Below are 18286 nucleotides of genomic sequence, written 5' to 3' on the forward strand. Positions count from 1 at the left end.
AAATCACTGCCGTGTCGCGGAAATTGCGGATCAATGGATTAGTTTCGTCAACCAGACGAGATTGTCGACCATGCCGTTCATCGGCGAGGGGGTGACGTTGTCCGAGAATGACTATGATGCGTTTGCCGCCGCCTATCAGGCCGACAACGAGAACAATGCCTGGAATGCCTATTACGAGCGGCCCGCCATTCTCTCTCTGGCGGGAAACGTGGCCGGACTTCGCTTGCTCGATGCGGGTTGCGGCGGCGGGGCTCATGCCGCCGCTCTCGTTGATCGAGGCGCTATCCTGACCGGTATCGATGCAAGCGCTGGCTTGCTGGATATCGCTCGACGTCGCCTGGAGGGGCGGGCGAAGCTGTTACTGGCGGATCTGAACGAACCGCTGCCTTTCGAGGACGGCGCCTTCGATTTGGTCATGGCCTCACTGGTCATGCATTATCTGCACGATTGGACGCGGCCTCTTTCGGAGTTCAGGCGGGTATTATCCGATAACGGCCGGCTGATTTTTTCGACGCATCACCCGTTCATGGATCATGATCCGGCTGGCGGAGAAAGCTATTTCGCGACCTATAATTTCAGCGAGACATGGCACCGCGGCGGCAAGGACATCACCATGCGGTTCTGGCACCGGCCGCTCCACGCCATGTTCGATGCGCTGAAATCGGCGGGATTTAGGATCGACGTCGTCAGCGAACCGCCGCCGGACCCGAGGGTCAGCACGCTTTTTCCGGATGCCTATAAGAGCCTGACGACCAAGGCGCGCTTCCTCTTCTTCTCGGTGGTGAAGGTGTAGATGCGGTTCTCAGGCAGAGTTACCGGTGTCCCTTCGGCCCGCGGTGATCATTGCCTTTCTTTTCGGCGTTTGGCGAAAAATGCGGCTGATGTCATCGGCATCGGGACGATGTTGCGGAGGATCGCATAAGGCACAGGAATTGCTTGCATTTATTCCTTGCCGGGCTTCAATGGCCGGGCTTCGGCGTGAAGTGATGTGTGGAGAGGGCTGATGGCATTGATGGCGGCAGGCACGAGACCGCAGAGGGCGCGAGGACGCGGTCATCTTGCGGCCAAGTCGCTCGGCGGCCGGACCCGCCTGGCCGAACTTTTCCAGGAGGGAGCGGCCAAGATCAGGCTGCCGGAAACTTTCGATCATTCCATGGAGGCCGTTATCATCAACACCGCCGGCGGCCTCACGGGCGGCGACCGGATGGATTGGAGCTTCGTTGCCGCGCCGGGTACGCGGATCGATGTGACGACGCAGGCCTGCGAAAAAATCTACAAAGCTTCGGTGGGTACGGCAGAAGTGGAAACCTCGATCAAGGTCGGTAGCGGCGCGCGGGTCGATTGGCTGCCGCAGGAGACCATCCTGTTCGACCGCGCCTCGCTCTCGCGTGCGTTGAATGTCGAGCTTGAAGACACAGCCGAATTCCTCTCCGTCGAGGCGATCCTTCTCGGGCGGAAGGCCATGGGGGAGGCGATGGAGCGAGGCCTGTTCCGGGACCGCTGGCGTATTCGTCGTGGCGGAAGGCTCGTCCACGTCGAGGATCTGCGGTTTGATGGCGATGTCGCCGCATTGACGGCAAAGATGGCCGTCCTCGACGGTCAGGTTGCTTTTGCGACCGTGCTCTATGTCGGGCCGCTTGCCGAAACCTACCTCGGCCGGGTCAGGCCGCTGCTCGAAAGCCATATGGGCGGGGCCAGCCATTGGGGCGGGAAGCTTGTCGTGCGGCTTGCGGCCGCGGATGGTTTCGCCCTCAGAAAAATCCTCATTCCGATCATTTCTGCCTTGCGCAATGGAGCGCCCGTGCCGAAAGTCTGGAACCTGTAGTGCCCGGAGCCGGATGATTTCAGGCCTGCTTGACCTAAAATCATCCGGCGCCAAAACCAAAGAAGCAGAGCATGATGCCGTCCGAAAGCAGCTCATATTTTTCGGCATCATGCTCTGAAAACCAGCGATCACATAGGTAGGCGATGAACCTCACTCCAAGAGAAAAAGACAAGCTGCTGATCTCGATGGCAGCGATGGTGGCACGGCGGCGGCTGGAGCGCGGCGTCAGGCTCAATCATCCCGAAGCCATTGCGCTGATCACGGATTTCGTGGTCGAAGGGGCGCGGGACGGCCGCCCGGTTGCCGAACTCATGGAGGCTGGCGCCCATGTCATCACCCGCGATCAGGTGATGGAAGGCATTGCCGAGATGATCCATGATATCCAGGTTGAAGCGACATTCCCCGACGGCACCAAGCTGGTCACCGTCCACGAGCCGATCAGGTAAGCTTATCATGCTGGAACTGAGACCCAACTGCGAATGCTGCGACAGGAATTTGCCGCCGGAGAGCGAGCAGGCGATGATCTGTACTTTCGAGTGTACCTTCTGCACGGATTGCGTCGACAACATCCTGCGCGGTGTCTGCCCGAACTGCGGTGGCGATTTCGCCCGGCGTCCTATCCGTCCGGCGCGGTTGCTTGTCAAATATCCTGCTTCGACCAAGCGTGTTCTGAAAGCAGAGGGATGTGCGCCCGTTCGGGCCGCATGAGGAGAGAACCATGATTCCAGGTGAAATCATCGCTGCGGGCGGCGATATCGAACTCAATGCCGGAGCGCCGACAGTGACGCTCGAAGTTTCCAATACCGGCGACAGGCCGGTGCAGGTCGGCAGTCACTATCATTTTGCCGAGACCAATGCCGGGCTTTCCTTCGACCGCGACCAGGCAAGGGGCATGCGGCTCGACATTCCCGCCGGAACCGCCGTGCGCTTCGAGCCGGGGCAGACGCGTTTGGTAACGCTGATCCCGCTATCGGGAAAACGCGAGGTCTATGGCTTCCGTCAGCAGGTCATGGGCAAGCTATAGATTTTTTAGGAGATTTTGATGTCGATGAAATTGCCTGCCGCCGCCGCGGCCCTTGCCGCGATCCTGATCTGCGCCCCTGCCTATGCACAGAACAATCCGGATGAACCGAAGATCGATTGTGCCAAGGCGGAGGCGCAGACGGACCTGAACATTTGCGCCGCACTCGATTTCGATACGGCCGACAAAGCGCTGAATGCCCAATACAAGAAGACACGGGCTGCGATGGTCGCTATCGACTCGGATCTGGATGATGACCTGAAGGGTGCCGAAAAGGCGCTTATCAAGGCGCAGCGCGCCTGGGTGGACTATCGCGACGGGGAATGCGAAGCACAGGGCTTTCAGGCGCGCGGTGGCTCGATGGAGCCGATGCTCGTTTCCGGCTGCAAGGCGGACCTGACCAAGAAGCGGACCAAGGAGCTGAAAGATCTTGCCGATGGACCGGAGGGCGATCAGTGAGCTCTCGACGCAGCGTGATCATCGTCGGCAATGGTGAGATTGCGGCGGGTGCCGCAACCGTCATCGATGCCGCCGATCTCGTAATCCGCTTCAACGATTGCCGCTCGATGGGGGCCGGCGGCAGTCGCACCGATGTCGTTGCGGTCTGCAACACAGGGCGGCCGGCGCGCGCCATGCTTGGCTCCGCCGAGTGGCGCAAGAGCCCCGCTGTCGCCGCGGCATCAGAAATCTGGAGCGTGCGCGATCCGGGCAAATTTGCCGCATTGCGTGCGCCGCTGGCGATTTCGCATCCGGAACTCGACGACTTCTGCGACGATTACACCGACCAGTTCACCGCCTTCTGCCAGGCGACCGGCAAGCGTCATGTTGTCATCGGCCAGTCCATTCACGAAGGCGTCGATGCGGCGCTGGCGGACCATGATCCCGGCTCCTACGTGGTGCCGAGCAGCGGCCTGATCGTAATTGCCGAGGTGATGGCGCGCCATCCCGACGACGATATCGCCATTACCGGCTTCAGCCACACGGGCTGGGAAGAGCATCCCTTTGCCGCCGAGAAGCGGCTGGTGGACGCCTATGTTTCCCGCGGCCGTCTGCGTCGTCTTGCCGACACGAACCTCCTCTCTGCCTCCCAAGGAGATTGATCGATGCCCTACAGGATTTCCCGCGCCGCCTATGCCAGCATGTTCGGACCGACGGTCGGCGACAAGGTTCGTCTGGCCGATACCGAATTGTTCATCGAGGTGGAGAAGGATTTCACCACCTATGGCGAAGAGGTGAAGTTCGGCGGTGGCAAGGTCATCCGCGACGGCATGGGGCAGAGCCAGGTGACGCGGGCGAACGGTGCCGTCGATACCGTCATCACCAATGTTTTGATCCTCGACCATTGGGGGATCGTCAAGGCGGATATCGGCCTGAAGGACGGTCGCATCGTCGCGATCGGCAAGGCTGGAAATCCGGATACGCAACCGGGTATAAATATAATCGTCGGGCCGGGCACGGAAGTGATCGCGGGCGAAGGCAAGATCGTCACTGCCGGCGGCATGGATAGCCATATTCATTTCATCTGCCCGCAGCAGATCGAGGAAGCGCTCGTGTCGGGTATCACCACGATGCTCGGCGGCGGCACCGGGCCGGCGCACGGCACGCTGGCAACGACCTGCACGCCGGGGCCTTGGCATCTGGCGCGCATGATCGAATCCTTCGATGCGTTTCCGATGAATATCGGCCTATCGGCCAAGGGCAATGCGTCCATGCCCGCCGCGCTGGAGGAAATGGTCCTCGGTGGCGCCTGCGCGCTGAAACTGCATGAGGATTGGGGCACCACGCCGGCAGCGATCGATTGCTGCCTCAGCGTGGCCGACGAATACGATGTCCAGGTGATGATCCACACGGATACGTTGAATGAAAGCGGTTTCGTGGAGGATACGATCGGTGCCATCAAGGGGCGCACGATCCATGCCTTCCACACGGAGGGTGCAGGCGGCGGCCATGCGCCCGATATCATCAAGATCTGCGGCCAGTCGAACGTCATTCCCTCATCGACCAATCCGACGCGACCCTACACGGTCAATACGATCGCCGAGCATTTGGACATGCTGATGGTCTGCCATCACCTGTCGCCGTCTATTCCTGAAGATATCGCCTTTGCCGAAAGCCGCATCCGCAAGGAAACGATCGCGGCGGAAGATATTCTGCACGATATCGGCGCCTTCTCGATCATCTCGTCCGACAGCCAGGCCATGGGCCGCGTCGGCGAAGTGGCGATCCGCACCTGGCAGACCGCCGACAAGATGAAGCGCCAGCGCGGCCGTCTGGCGCAGGAAACCGGCGACAACGATAATTATCGCGCCAAGCGCTATATTGCCAAATATACGATCAACCCGGCGATTGCGCACGGCGTCAGCCATGAGGTCGGTTCGATCGAAGTCGGCAAGCGCGCCGATCTGGTCCTCTGGAATCCGGCCTTCTTCGGCGTGAAGCCGGAGATGGTTCTGATTGGCGGTTCCATTGCCGCAGCGCCGATGGGCGATCCGAATGCCTCCATTCCAACGCCGCAGCCGATGCACTACCGCCCAATGTTCGGCGCATACGGCAAGAACCGGACGAATTCCTCCGTGACCTTCGTTTCGCAGGCGGCGTTCGATGCCGGGCTTGCCGGCAAACTCGGTATCGCCAAGGCGCTGCTGCCTGTCAAAAACACGCGCGGCGGCATCTCCAAGGCATCGATGATCCATAACAGCCTGACACCGCATATCGAAGTCGATCCTGAAACCTATGAAGTGCGCGCCGACGGCGAGCTTCTGACCTGCGAGCCGGCGACCGTGCTGCCGATGGCGCAGCGCTATTTCCTTTTCTGAGGGCATTTCCAGGCCTGATATCGGTCCAATGATCGCTATGCGCGAACCCCCGGTCTTGCGAGGGTTTCATGCTGCTGTGTGCTGAATACAGAATTATTGCAGTCCTATGCGGCGGGGCTGATGCCTCCGATTTCTATCGACGAACCAGCTTTTTGAGATGGGCGTCGCTGGCTGTTCACAAGTTGGGAAATGCCTCGCATTTTAACTGTTGCATTAAAGACCTGGAAGCGCCTTGACCCCTATCTCACATGATCGAAATGGTGGCTGAGGAAGGTGAATCGCATGAAGCAATGGATTTCGCTGCAGGCCGAGCTCGGTAATTTTCAGCAGCGACGTGCGATTTTTATTTTCGCGCTTAAGATGAGTTTTGTTGCCGTTATCATGTCGTTGGCAATCATTGTCGCGATGGTGTTCGGGCTCTCGTGGTTCGATCTTTTGCCGTTGCCGGTCCTGGAAGCGATGCGCTTCGGCGTTCTGCTGGCCTGGATTATCGGGGGCACCGTTTCCGGCGCTTTGGCTGTTTGGGCCGGCTTTTCAATTCACAAGCTTGCCGTCTCCCGCGCCGAGTTCGAGCTTCTGAGCCGCACCGACATGCTGTCCGGCCTGCTGAACCGGCGCGCTTTCACCGAAGCGCTCAATCAGGCGGGCGAGGGAGCATCGCTGGTGATCTTCGACGTCGATCGGTTCAAGACGATCAACGACCGCTTTGGGCACGCGTCGGGCGATGCCGTGATCGTTACGGTATCGCGGATTTTTTCCGATGCCTTTATCGGAGAGGATGTCATTGCGCGGCTCGGCGGCGAAGAATTCGGCGCCATCGTCCATGGCGGCGATACGGCCGAACGCATCGCGCGGGTCGAGGAGATCAAGGAGCGGATCGCCGAATATCCGATCGCCATCGATGGCGGTTCGGTGAAAATCACCATTTCCGCCGGGATTGCCGACATCGGTAGGGATCGCAAGACGGAAGCCGTCTATGCCGCTGCCGACAAGGCGCTTTATCTTGCCAAGACGCTCGGCCGTAACCGCGTCATGCACGAGCGCGAGCGATTGTCGCAGGTCTGGCATCGTTGCGCGACGGAGCAGGAGCAGGAGGCGACAACGGATGTTCGCGAACTGCAACGCTATGTGCAGCGGATGTAGTATGTTCCCGCGTCATTGATGCTTGCGCGCGAGGCGACTATTTTGCATGGTCTGACAAAGTCTTAATCTGGAACAGCCATGCTACGCGTCACCTCCTATCTGCCGGCCGGCACGCCTTCCTCCAATCCGATCGATCGTGTCGTCCTGCCGCATGATCTCCGGCATCTGCGCCGCAAGCTGCTGCATCTCGAAAATGGCGAGATGGTCATGCTCGACCTCAAGGAGCCGGTCTTGTTTGCGAGCGGCGATCTGCTGGTGCGCGAGGATGGCGAGCTGATCGAGGTCGTTGCGGCGGATGAAAAGCTTTTCGAAATCCGCCCGCGCGACCGCCGGCATCTCATCGAACTCGCCTGGCATCTGGGCAACCGGCATCTCTCCGCGCAGATCGAGGAGGAGCGCATCCTGATCCTGCGCGACCACGTGATCCGCGCCATGCTCGAAGGGCTGGGCGCTGTTGTCACCGAGGTCAGCGAGCCTTTCCAGCCGGCGCGGGGCGCCTATAACTCCCATGGCGGCCATTCGCATGGGCACGACCATCATCATGGTCACGATCATCACAACCACTCGCATGATTGAACCGTGATGACCGGCACAGCGGTTTCGGATGATGGCGATCTGCAGGCCATCCTGCGACTGATGGCCTGGCTGTCGCCGGCATTTCCGGTGGGATCGTTTGCCTATTCCGGCGGTCTCGAGCGGGCCGTGCATGATGGTTTGGTGCGTGACAGCGGCGGTCTTGGAGATTGGACCGCAACACTTATCCGGAACGGTGCGGTGTGGAACGATGCGGTGCTGCTGGTCGAGGCGCATCGGGCGGATGCAGATATGCGGCGGCTCGCAGCCGTTGCGGAACTCGCCGAGGCGCTGGCTGGCTCGAAGGAGCGGCACAATGAGACGATGCTGCTCGGAGATGCCTTTCTCTCAGCTGCGGCTGCCTGGCCGCACGAGATCTTTTCGATGCTTCCGGCAAGAACGGCCTATCCGGTTGCGGTCGGTGCCGTCGCAGGCGCTCATGGTATCGTTGCCGAAAGGGCGGCTGCCGCTTTCCTGCATGCGCTCGCCTCGCAGATGGTATCGGCCGGTATTCGTCTTGGCGTCAGCGGACAGAAAGATGGCGTTGCCATCCTCGCGCGGCTGGAGGAGTTCCTTGCTGCTACCGCGCGCCGGGCGGCGCAATCGAGCCTCGACGATCTCGGTTCGGCAAGCGTGCAGGCGGATATCGCAAGCTTGCGCCATGAAACTCAGGGCACACGGCTCTTCCGCTCATGATGCGCGCCATCGGAAAAATACTGAAATCGAAGCATTGCCTACGTCATTCGCCGCTGTGCGGCCACGCGGCGCTTCGCTATGCTGACGCTTTATCGGAGTTGCAAGCATGAAATCGAGACATGGACCCTTGCGCGTCGGCATCGGTGGCCCGGTCGGTTCCGGCAAGACGGCGTTGACGGAGAAGCTGTGCAAGGCGATGCGTGACGACTATTCCGTCGCCGTCGTCACCAATGACATCTACACGACCGAGGATGCGGAAGCGCTGGTGCGGATGCAGGCCCTGACCTCCGACCGCATCGTCGGCGTCGAGACCGGCGGCTGCCCGCACACCGCCATCCGTGAGGATGCGACGATCAACCTGCAGGCCATTGCTGGTCTCAACGAGCGGCTGCCCGACCTCGACGTCGTCTTCATCGAATCCGGCGGCGACAATCTGGCGGCGACTTTCTCGCCCGATCTCGCCGATATCACCATCTACGTGATCTCGGTGTGCCAGGGCGAGGAAATCCCGCGCAAGGGCGGCCCCGGTATCACCAAATCCGACCTTCTCGTCATCAACAAGAAGGATCTGGCGCCCTTCGTTGAAGTCGATCTCGAGGTGATGGACCGCGATGCCACCCGGATGCGTCAAGCTCGCCCCTTCGTCTTTTCCGACATGAAGCGGGGCGAGGGCGTCAGCAGGATCGTCGATTTCCTGAAGGAACAGGGCGGCCTCTGAGCCGCCCCGTCACTCTCTGCATATCCATCGAGATTGTTCTATTCCGCCGCGAGGGGCGGCAGCCTTAGCACGTTCGTAGCTGTCGGCTTGGAGCCGCGCGCATCCCCGTTTTCCATGGCCTCCAGCCGCTCTTCCAGCGTGGCGAGCGACTGGCGGTTCTCATTGACGGCAACGGCCAGGCCTTCCTTGGTTACAACGACATCATCCGCATCCTTCTTGCCGACGAGCCTGCCGAAGAGATAGCCGAGCAGGCGGGACAGGTCGTCCATGATCAGGAAGAAGGACGGCACGACCACCAGGCTGAGCACCGTCGAGACGATGATGCCGCCGATCACGGCAATGGCCATAGGCGCGCGGAACGAGCCGCCTTCGCCGACGCCGAGAGCGGATGGCAACATGCCCGCCGACATGGCGATCGAGGTCATGATGATCGGGCGGGCACGCTTGCGACCGGCTTCGACGACCGCTTCTAGCCGTGGCATGCCCTGATGCATCATCTCGATGGCGAAATCGACGAGCAGGATGGCGTTTTTCGTCACGATGCCCATCAGCATCAGAATGCCGATCATGACGGGCATGGAGAGCGCGTTGCCGGTCACGATCAGGGCCAGCGCCACGCCGCCGATCGCCAGGGGCAGCGACAGCAGAATGGTGAAGGGCTGGATCACGTCCTTGAACAGCAGGATGAGCACGGTCAGGACGAGCAGCAGGCCGAGCAGCATGGCATTGCCGAAGCTCTGCTCCATTTCCTTCTGGACCTTGGTATCGCCGCTTTCGGCCAGATGCACGGTTGCCGGGATCTTGGCGTTGTTGACGATATCGAGGAAGTGTTCCGATGCTGTATCCAGCGCCACGCCCTGCGGCAGGTCGGCGCCGATGGCGACGACTCGGAAGCGGTTGTTGCGCTTGATGGAGGACAGGCCCTCCGAATAGTCGATGTCGGCCACGCTCGACAACGGCACGGTGGCGTTTGTAGACGCCTGTCCGGTGGTGCCCATGGACGTCTTGATGCGCAACGCACGGATCGCCGCCAGATCTTGGCGCATGCCAAGCGAGGCCTGGACGCGGATCGGGATCTGGCGATCGTCAAGCGAGATCTTCGCAAGCGAAGCGTCGATGTCGCCGATGGTCGCCACGCGGATCGTGTCGGAAATCATCTGCGGCGTGATGCCGAGGCGGGCCGCCTCGTCCTTGCGCGGATAGATCTGCAGTTCGGGTCGCGGCAGGGCGCCGTCGGCGCTGACATTGGCGAGCGCCGGGTCGGTGCGCAGCTTGGCTTCGAGAATGCCGACCGCCTGGTTCAGATCCTTCTCGCTGCGCGAGAGGAAGTTATAGGTCAGGTCGCGGTCGCCGCGGTCGTTCAGCTTGGTGATGCGGACGTCGGGGATCGAACGCAGCTTGGCAAAGACTTCCTTTTCGATTTCCCACTGCGGGCGCACGCGGCCATTCACGGCGACCTTCGGCAGGTAGGGCCCGATGACGGGCAGCGAGCCGAGGACGTCGTTCACCAGCTTTTTCGTCAGAGACTGGTCGAGCTTGCCGAGCGTCAGCGTCACCGTTGCGCGGCGCAGTTCCAGGTCGCCCTTCGGCGAAGCGCCGCCGAGCACGAAGACGCTGTCAACGCCGTCTATGCCCTTCACGCGGCGATAGATCTCGTTCGTCGCCTGCTCCGTGTCGTCGAGCCGGGCGTTCGGCGGCAGTTCGGCCGACAGCACGATGCGCGAGGAGTCTTCCGGCGGGATGAAGCTGCCGGGGACGAACATGATGAGGGCGAAGACGGAAGCAACCGAGAAAGCGAAGGCGGCAACCAGCGTCGGATAGCGCGTATACCACTTCTTCGTTGTCACCCGCACCAGCCAGCTATAGCCGCGCATGAAGCGGCCGTCATTGTCGTGATGGTCGTCTACGCCATCTTCGGCGCGCATCAGGTAAGCGGCCATCATCGGTGTGATCAGACGCGCCACCAGCAGCGAGAAGAACACCGAGAAGGCGACGGTCAGGCCGAACTGGATGAAATATTGGCCCGGAATGCCCGGCATGAAGGACACCGGCACGAAGACCGCGATGATGGTGAAGGTCGTCGCGATGACGGCCAGGCCGATTTCGTCTGCGGCATCGATGGCGGCGCGATAGGGCGTCTTGCCCATCTTGATGTGGCGGGCGATGTTCTCGATCTCGACGATGGCGTCGTCGACGAGAATGCCTGTTGCCAGCGTCAATGCCAGGAAGCTGACGAGGTTCAGCGAGAAGCCGATCTGGTTCATGACCCAGAACGTCGGGATCGCGGAGAGCGGCAGAGCGACCGCCGATATCAGCGTCGCACGCCAGTTCCGCAGGAACAGGAAAACGACGATGACGGCCAGTATGGCGCCTTCGATCAGCGTATGCATCGCGGATTCGTAGTTGCCATAGGTGTAGTAGACGGAGTCGTCGATCTTCTCGATCGAGACGTTCGGGTTCTCCGCGCGCACCTTGTCGAGCGTGTCGGCAACCGTCTGGGCGACCGTTACCTCGCTCGCGCCCTTGGCGCGGAATACGCCGAAGGTGACGACCGGTGCACTGTTGAACCGCGAGAAGGACTTCGGCTCCTGATAGGTGTCCTTGATCGCGCCGAGGGCGGAGAGCTTAACGAAGCGGCCGTTGGTGAGCGCGATCGTGGTGTCGGCAAGCTGGGCGACATTGCGGGCGTCGCCGAGCACGCGGATGGCCTGTTCGCTGCCGGCAACCTGGCCGCGGCCGGAGCCGAGGTCGATGTTGGTGCTGCGCAACTGCTGGCTCACCGAAAGCGCCGTGATGCCGTAGGCGTTCAGCTTGTTCGGGTCGAGCTCGATGCGCACCTCGCGGTCAGCGCCGCCGTAGCGGTCGACGCGGCCGATGCCTGCCTTGCCCTGCAGGGCGCGCTTGACCGTGTCGTCCACGAACCAGGACAGCTCCTCAAGCGTCATGTTCGGCGAGGAAACGGCGAAGCTTTGGATCGCCTGGCCGACGACATCGACCTTGGAAACGATCGGCGCATCAATCGTCGATGGCAGGTTGCCGCGGATGCGGTCAATGGCGTCCTTGGTGTCCTGAACCGCCTGCTGCGTCGGCACTTCCAGGCGGAAGATGACGACGGTCTGCGATTGGCCGTCGGTGACGGTCGACTGGATCTCGTCGATGCCGTTGATGCTGGCGACAGCGTCTTCGATCTCTTTCGTCACCTGCATTTCGAGTTCGGCCGGCGAGGCGCCGCTCTGCGTCACGGTGACGTTGACGACGGGCACGTCGATGTTGGGGAAGCGGGTGATCGGCAGGTTGAAGAAAGCGTGCGCGCCCACCACCATCAGCAGGAAGAAGCCGAGGAGCGGGGCGACGGGATTTCGGATGGACCAGGCGGAGAAATTCATCTTGCCGTTCTCGCTCAGTTGGAGGCTTGCGACGCGTCGCGTACCGGCGTGATGTGGTCGCCGTCACGCACATAGGCGCCGGCCTTGGCGACGACCTCGTCACCTGCCTGCAGCCCCTTGAGGATCTCGACATAGCCGCCGTCCTGAATGCCGGTCTCGACAGTCACGAACTTGACGACGCCGTTTTCGACCTTGCGGGCCGATGAGCCGTTTTCCTCACTGTTGACCGCCGTCAGGGGCAGCGCGATCCCATCTCCCTGGCGAATGATGATCTCGGCGCTGCCATACATACCGGCACGCGCCTTCTCGCCATCATCGATGGAAATATGCACAGCGCCGAGGCGGGTGACGGGATCGACGATCGGCGCGACGAGGCGGACGGTTCCAGCAAGCTTTTCGCGATTGCCGGAGAGGGCGATGAAAGCCTTCTGCCCGGTCGAGATCTTGGTGATGTCGCTCTCGGACACATCGACCACCAGCTCGAGCTGGCTATCCCGGATGATGGTGAAAAGCGGATCGCCATTGCCGTTGGCGATGGCGCCGATGCGGGCATCGCGCGAGGCGACGGTGCCTGCGACCGGGGTCTTGATGCCGGTACGGGCAAGTTTCAGGTCGGTGTCGGCGATCTGGCTGTCGGTGACCTTGAGATCGGCCTCGGCAACCGCGATCGCCTGCTCGGCGGAGACCACGCGCGCCTTGTTGGCGGCAGCGGCGGCATTCGCCTGCTCCACGGCGGAGGTTGACATCGTGCCCTTGGCGCCCATGGTCACGGCGCGCACGCGCTGCAATTCGGCCTCTTCCGCATTGGCGTGCGCTTCGGTGAGCTGCGCGCGCAACTGCGCCAGGCTTGCCTCGCCCTTCGCCCGTGTCGCCTGCATCTGGCTCTTTTGCAGGATCAGCGCATCGTCGTTCAGCGTGGCGAGCGTGCTGTTCGCCTCGACCTTGTCGCCGACATCGGCGTTGAGCGAACGGATCGACAGGCCATCCACCTGCGGCTGGATGTAGACCTCCTCGACGGCCTTCACCGTCCCGGTCGCGACGACCTTGTCGGTCAAATGACGCACCGCGGCTGTGGTGATGACGATTGCGGGCAGGTTCTGCTTCGGCGTGGTGACGGCGGGCTGCTCTGCCAGGGCGGCGGGCGCGGCCAGCAGGGAAAGCAGTATGGCAGTCGTGCTCAGAAGTCTAAACGGCGTGAGGGCCATGCGTCCGGTTCCAGTTCGGCGTTTGGTCAAAGGAATTTCGCTGTTTTCCGTCGCGAACACGGGGGATCACTGCATGCGGGCCGGATTCCCCGGCGGATCAATATCCGTCTGTCATGCCTTGCAGGTCCCTCATCCTAAAATCGCTGCTGTAGATGGGAGCGGTTTTCAATTCTCGCAAGATCACGAGAAAATGATTTCGCGGGCATTTCTACTGGTCACAACCGTGCGAAGCAATCACGGCATTGTGATGTCGGCATTCGAATAATTGATAGCCGAGGGCTTTTCAGCCAGATGCAGCAAGAAAGCCAGCCTTTTGTTGCTGCTGTTACAAAATGAAAAAAAACGCGCGGGACCGGAAGCCTCGCGCGTTTCCATGATTTGACGTGCCTTGAGACTACTTCAGAGCGGCGTCCGTGATCTCGTGCGTATAGGCGCCGGACGGCTTCTTGTTGATGATCTTCTGGTCGAGCAAGGCTTCGGCCGTACGGTCATAGGTCTTCATGTCGAGCTTGCCGTTGCCGATGAGCTTGGCGACTTCGGCCGCCATGCGCTTCTGGTGGTTTTCATCCTGACCGCCATTGTCCATGACGATTTCGGCGGCTTCATCCGGATGCTCGACGGCATATTTCCAGCCCTTCATGGAAGCGCGGACAAACTTCACCATGTCGGCCTTGAACTTCGCATCCTTCAGCTTGTCTTCCTTGACGTAGAGGCCGTCTTCCAGAAGGTCGTTGCCGAGCTTGGTGTAGTTGAAGACGGTCAGGTCTTCGGGCTTGAAGCCGGCATCGATCGCCTGCCAGTATTCGTTATAGGTCATGACGGAGATGCAGTCGGCCTGCTTCTGAACCAGCGGCTGCACGTCGAAGCTCTGCTTGAGAACGTTGACGCCATCCTTGCCGCCGTCGGTCTTCAGGCCAAGCTTGTGCATCCAGGCAAAGAACGGATATTCGTTGCCGTAGAACCAGACGCCGAGGGTGTGGCCCTTGAAATCCTTCTCCGTCTTGACCGGGCCGTCCTTCGGGCAGATCAGCTCCAGGCCGGATTTTTCGTAGGGCTGGGCGATGTTGATCAGCGGCACGCCCTTTTCGCGGGCAACGAGCGCACCACCCATCCAGTCGACGATGACGTCGGCGCCGCCGCCGGCGATCACCTGCTCCGGAGCGATATCGGGGCCGCCGGGCTTGATGTCGACGTCGAGGCCTTCCTCCTTGTAGAAGCCCTTGTCCTTGGCGACGAAGTAACCGCCGAACTGGGCCTGAGCCACCCATTTCAGCTGCAGCGTCACCTTGTCTGCCGCCATTGCAGCCTGGGTGGCGGCGAGCGTCATGGCGCTTGCCATCAATGCAAACATTATTTTTTTCATGTCTTCACCCTTTTCCCTCTGGAGTTATGCCTCGATCCCTTGGAAGAGATCCTGGATTACGTCTGCCCACCACGGATAGACGGATGCCAGAACGTCACCATTCGTTCGATGATGGCGACGATACCGTAGAAGACGGAGCCGGCGATCGCGGCAACCGCGATCTCGGCCCAGACCATGTCGAGGTTCAACCGGCCATTCTCGGTTGAAATGCGAAAGCCCATGCCCGACATGGGGGTGCCGAAGAACTCCGCCACGATGGCACCAATCATGGCCAGGGTCGAGTTGATCTTCAGCGCATTGAAAATAAACGGAGCGGCTGCGGGCAGGCGCAGCTTGAACAGCGTCTGCCAGTAGCTCGATGCATAGGTGCGCATCAGGTCGCGCTCCATGTTGCCGGCGGCGGCAAGGCCTGTCACCGTATTCACCAGCATCGGGAAGAAGGTCATGATGACGACGACGGCCGCTTTGGACTGCCAGTCGAAGCCGAACCACATGACCATGATCGGCGCGACGCCGATGATCGGCAGGGCCGAGACGAAATTGCTGATCGGCAGCAGGCCGCGGCGCAGGAAGGCGAAGCGGTCGGCAAGAATGGCGACGGCAAAGCCGCTGGCGCAGCCGATGATGTAGCCGATCAGGACAGAGGTCAGGATCGTCTGGCGCACATCGATCCAGAGCGTCGGCAGCGAGTTGGCGATGCGGGTGCCTATAGCGCTCGGCGGTGGCAGCAGTACAAGCGAAACGCCGGCGCCGCGGGTGATTGCTTCCCAGATGATCAATATCCACACGCCGAAGATTGCAGGGATCAGCAGCCGTAGCGAATAGCTGCCGGCGGTCGAATGCGCGCGCATCGACGACAGGACGGAAACGCAGCGCCAGGCCAACAGCCAGGCAGCGGCGATCAGGATGAAGAAGGATGCCTGCGCCTTGCCCTCGTTGCCGGAAACTCCCGCCAACAGCAGCCATGCGGCGGCATGCGCGCCGAAGAAGAGGATCGCTGCGTTCAGCTCCTCGGAGAGGCGCATGAAGGAGAGTGCTGCGGCTGCGGCGATGAGAATGAAGATGACGAAGGTCGTTCCGCTACTGATCGGTGCTGCGGCATCCGCCGCGAGCAGCGGCAATGCGGGAATCGCCAGAAGACAGAGAAGAATGGCAAGTACGCCCTGCCAAGGGAAATGAAAGGATCTCATGCCGTTCTGCCTCCCATCGAGCGCTCGACGATGCGGGCGGCGATGTTGACGATGCCGACGAGAATTGCCGCGAGGATGGAGCCCGCAACCAACGCGGCCCATATGTCGATCGTCTGGCTGTAATAGGAGCCCGCGAGCAGTTTTGCGCCGATGCCGGCGACCGCGCCTGTGGGAAGTTCGCCGACAATGGTGCCGACGAGGCTTGCGGCGATCGCCACCTTCATCGAGGTGAAGAGGAAGGGGATCGATGCCGGCACGCGCAGCTTCCAGAAGGTCTGCCAGCTGCTGGCATTATAGGTGCGCATCAGGTCGAGATGCATGATCTCAGGCGAGCGCAGGCCCTTCGTCATGCCGACCGTGACCGGGAAGAATGACAAATAGGTGGAAATCAGCGCCTTGGGGATCAGCCCGTCTATGCCGAGCGCGCTGAAGACGACGATGATCGTCGGTGCGATGGCAAGGATCGGGATCGTCTGCGACGCGATGATCCACGGCATGAGGCTGCGATCAAGCGCGACGAGGTGGACGATGCCGACGGCGAAGAGGACGCCGAGGATCGTGCCGAAGGCAAAGCCGACCGCCGTCGGAGCCAGCGTCACCCAGGCATTATAGACAAGGCTGCGGTTGTTCGTGGGCACCCGCAGGAAGGTGTTTTCGAAGACGTTTTGCGCGACCTGATGCGGTGCGGGCAGGGTTGGTTTCGGCTGCGACAGGGTCTTGCCAATGAATTCCACCGTCGTCGGCGTGACATTGCCGCGCCGGTCCATATCGCGCTGGAACGGCGCATTGAGGATAACGGCGCAGACGTACCAGAGCAGAACGATCGCCAGTACGATCGTCGTGACCGGCAGGAACTTGTGCTTGAAGAACTGTTCCTTCTCCATGCTCACGCCCTTCCTTCTTCACACCGGCAAATGAGATTGGCTGTTGTGCCGAGGTCGCTCCCTCTCCCCTTGCACGGGGAGAGAGCTAGGGTGAGGGGTCGCCATGCGACGGAACTATCCTTCATCCTATTCCTCATAGCTGTGCCCCGCTCTCAGTCCTTCCCGGACGCGGTGGGCGATTTCGAGGAATTCAGGCGTCTCGCGAATGCCGAGCGGCCGCTCGGCCGGAAGCGTCGATTCGATGACATCGGTGACGCGGCCCGGGCGCGGCGACATGACCACGATCTTCGTCGAGAGATAGACCGCTTCCGGGATGGAGTGCGTGACGAAGCAGATCGTCTTGTTCGTCTGTTTCCAGAGCTTCAGAAGCTGTTCGTTCAGATGGTCGCGGACGATTTCGTCAAGTGCGCCGAAAGGCTCGTCCATCAGCAGCAGATCGGCATCGAAGGCCAGGGCGCGGGCGATCGAGGCGCGCTGCTGCATGCCGCCCGAAAGCTGCCAGGGAAATTTATGCTCGAAGCCGTTGAGATTGACGAGCTCCAGCGTCCGGGCGATGCGCTTGGCTTGTTCTTCCCGGTCATAGCCCATGATCTCGAGCGGCAGGGCGATGTTCTTCTCGATCGTGCGCCAGGGATAGAGGGCGGCCGCCTGGAAGACATAGCCGTAGGCACGGGCCTTGCGGGCATCCTCCGGCGACATGCCGTTGACACTGATGTCGCCCGACGTCTTGCGCTCGAGATCGGCGATGACGCGCAGGAAGGTGGTCTTGCCGCAGCCGGAAGGGCCGATGAAGGAAACGAAATCGCCCTTGCGAACATCGAGATCGACATTGCTCAGCGCATGCACCGGCCCGTCATTCGTATTGTAGGTGAGACAGAGGTTCCGCGCGGAGACGACGGAGGAAGCGGATGACGTCATTAACACCTACCAGTCCTGTTTTCGCCGCATGGATGGGGCGGATTGCGTGTTATCCTGTCTGGCATTGCCGCAGTCCGGAGAGGCGAGAGTGCCTTGCGGCTGCCGGACCGGGGGGAGCAATGCCATGAGTGTCTCATCGAAGCCCACCTGCCGTATTGTGCGGCCCGGCAGCACCTATGCCGGAAAACAAGGCCTCAGCTATTTCGAAGGGATTGCCGCCGAGACCGTAGGCTCGACGGGGATCTGCATGCATCTCTTGACCATCCCGCCCGGCGCGCGCGCCAAGGCGCATCTTCACGCCTCGCATGAGACTGCGATCTATGCGATCTCCGGCGAGACGCATTGCTGGTTCGGAGACAGGCTGGAGGAGCACGTTATCGTGCGCGAAGGTGAGATGTTCTATATTCCGGCCGGCGTTCCGCATCTTCCCGCCAACCTCAGCGACCGGCCGGCGACAGCTGTCATCGCGCGCACCGACCCGAACGAGCAGGAAAGCGTGGTCCTGCTGCCGGATCTGGAGCGGTATGTGCCGCGCTAGGCGGCCGATG

At 61.2% G+C, this 18286-nt stretch carries 19 protein-coding genes; 13 read left to right on the forward strand and 6 right to left on the reverse strand.

The genetic code is table 11. The features are described from left to right. Nucleotides 1–97 precede the first annotated feature (97 nt). The 12 genes from BJ928_RS12480 (at nucleotide 98) to ureG (ending at nucleotide 8792) form a co-directional block, all read left to right on the forward strand. Entirely contained in the window at nucleotides 98–793 is a 696-nt protein-coding gene (locus BJ928_RS12480) for a class I SAM-dependent methyltransferase (RefSeq protein WP_047629559.1), read from the forward strand. A gap of 210 nt (nucleotides 794–1003) precedes the next feature. Next, nucleotides 1004–1825, forward strand: coding sequence for an urease accessory protein UreD (locus tag BJ928_RS12485; protein WP_047629309.1), 822 nt, complete (start codon nucleotides 1004–1006; stop codon nucleotides 1823–1825). 143 nt (nucleotides 1826–1968) lie between these two features. Continuing rightward, a complete protein-coding gene (locus tag BJ928_RS12490; protein WP_047629310.1) occupies nucleotides 1969–2271 on the forward strand; it encodes an urease subunit gamma in 303 nt (100 codons plus the stop codon). A gap of 7 nt (nucleotides 2272–2278) precedes the next feature. Then, a complete protein-coding gene (locus BJ928_RS12495; RefSeq protein ID WP_082011781.1) occupies nucleotides 2279–2533 on the forward strand; it encodes a DUF1272 domain-containing protein in 255 nt (84 codons plus the stop codon). 10 nt (nucleotides 2534–2543) lie between these two features. Continuing rightward, nucleotides 2544–2849, forward strand: coding sequence for an urease subunit beta (locus BJ928_RS12500; RefSeq protein ID WP_047629312.1), 306 nt, complete (start codon nucleotides 2544–2546; stop codon nucleotides 2847–2849). 18 nt (nucleotides 2850–2867) lie between these two features. Next, nucleotides 2868–3305 (forward strand): lysozyme inhibitor LprI family protein, encoded by a 438-nt coding sequence (locus BJ928_RS12505; protein ID WP_183079399.1) that lies wholly within the window; start codon nucleotides 2868–2870, stop codon nucleotides 3303–3305. A 17-nt stretch (nucleotides 3306–3322) separates the two neighbouring features. Next, nucleotides 3323–3946 carry a Urease operon accessory protein gene (locus BJ928_RS12510; RefSeq protein WP_047629563.1) on the forward strand — a complete coding sequence of 208 codons (624 nt, stop codon included), beginning with the start codon at nucleotides 3323–3325 and terminating at the stop codon, nucleotides 3944–3946. Nucleotides 3947–3949: 3 nt separating this feature from the next. Further along, complete coding sequence (ureC, locus tag BJ928_RS12515) at nucleotides 3950–5662, forward strand: urease subunit alpha (protein ID WP_047629313.1); 1713 nt, start codon at nucleotides 3950–3952, stop codon at nucleotides 5660–5662. Between the two features lie 282 nt (nucleotides 5663–5944). Then, nucleotides 5945–6805: a GGDEF domain-containing protein gene (locus tag BJ928_RS12520; protein WP_047629314.1), complete on the forward strand. Its 861-nt coding sequence runs from the start codon at nucleotides 5945–5947 to the stop codon at nucleotides 6803–6805. 78 nt (nucleotides 6806–6883) lie between these two features. Beyond that, complete coding sequence (gene ureE, locus BJ928_RS12525; protein WP_047629316.1) at nucleotides 6884–7381, forward strand: urease accessory protein UreE; 498 nt, start codon at nucleotides 6884–6886, stop codon at nucleotides 7379–7381. Between the two features lie 6 nt (nucleotides 7382–7387). Beyond that, nucleotides 7388–8074, forward strand: coding sequence for an urease accessory protein UreF (locus BJ928_RS12530; RefSeq protein WP_047629317.1), 687 nt, complete (start codon nucleotides 7388–7390; stop codon nucleotides 8072–8074). Between the two features lie 106 nt (nucleotides 8075–8180). Continuing rightward, a complete protein-coding gene (ureG, locus tag BJ928_RS12535) occupies nucleotides 8181–8792 on the forward strand; it encodes an urease accessory protein UreG (RefSeq protein ID WP_047629320.1) in 612 nt (203 codons plus the stop codon). 38 nt (nucleotides 8793–8830) lie between these two features. Here ureG and BJ928_RS12540 read toward each other — a convergent pair whose 3' ends face one another. The 6 genes from BJ928_RS12540 to BJ928_RS12565 form a co-directional block, all read right to left on the reverse strand. Further along, on the reverse strand, nucleotides 8831–12178 hold the full coding sequence (locus BJ928_RS12540) for an efflux RND transporter permease subunit (RefSeq protein WP_047629322.1): 3348 nt from the start codon (nucleotides 12176–12178) through the stop codon (nucleotides 8831–8833). A gap of 14 nt (nucleotides 12179–12192) precedes the next feature. Next, nucleotides 12193–13383, reverse strand: a complete 1191-nt coding sequence (locus tag BJ928_RS12545) for an efflux RND transporter periplasmic adaptor subunit (RefSeq protein WP_047629323.1) — start codon at nucleotides 13381–13383, stop codon at nucleotides 12193–12195. Between the two features lie 394 nt (nucleotides 13384–13777). Further along, nucleotides 13778–14746, reverse strand: a complete 969-nt coding sequence (locus tag BJ928_RS12550; protein ID WP_047629325.1) for an ABC transporter substrate-binding protein — start codon at nucleotides 14744–14746, stop codon at nucleotides 13778–13780. A gap of 56 nt (nucleotides 14747–14802) precedes the next feature. Continuing rightward, on the reverse strand, nucleotides 14803–15936 hold the full coding sequence (locus BJ928_RS12555) for an ABC transporter permease (protein ID WP_047629327.1): 1134 nt from the start codon (nucleotides 15934–15936) through the stop codon (nucleotides 14803–14805). Further along, nucleotides 15933–16820, reverse strand: a complete 888-nt coding sequence (locus tag BJ928_RS12560) for an ABC transporter permease (protein WP_047629329.1) — start codon at nucleotides 16818–16820, stop codon at nucleotides 15933–15935. Before BJ928_RS12560 ends, BJ928_RS12555 begins: the two co-directional genes overlap by 4 nt. 126 nt (nucleotides 16821–16946) lie before the next feature. Then, nucleotides 16947–17738: an ABC transporter ATP-binding protein gene (locus tag BJ928_RS12565; protein WP_047629331.1), complete on the reverse strand. Its 792-nt coding sequence runs from the start codon at nucleotides 17736–17738 to the stop codon at nucleotides 16947–16949. 124 nt (nucleotides 17739–17862) lie between these two features. Here BJ928_RS12565 and BJ928_RS12570 point away from each other — a divergent pair, with 124 nt between their 5' ends. Then, nucleotides 17863–18276 carry a cupin domain-containing protein gene (locus BJ928_RS12570; RefSeq protein WP_047629332.1) on the forward strand — a complete coding sequence of 138 codons (414 nt, stop codon included), beginning with the start codon at nucleotides 17863–17865 and terminating at the stop codon, nucleotides 18274–18276. The last annotated feature ends 10 nt before the right edge of the window (nucleotides 18277–18286 follow it).

This window comes from Rhizobium sp. WW_1 (assembly GCF_003610155.1).
Taxonomy (GTDB): Bacteria; Pseudomonadota; Alphaproteobacteria; order Rhizobiales; family Rhizobiaceae; genus Rhizobium; species Rhizobium tropici_A.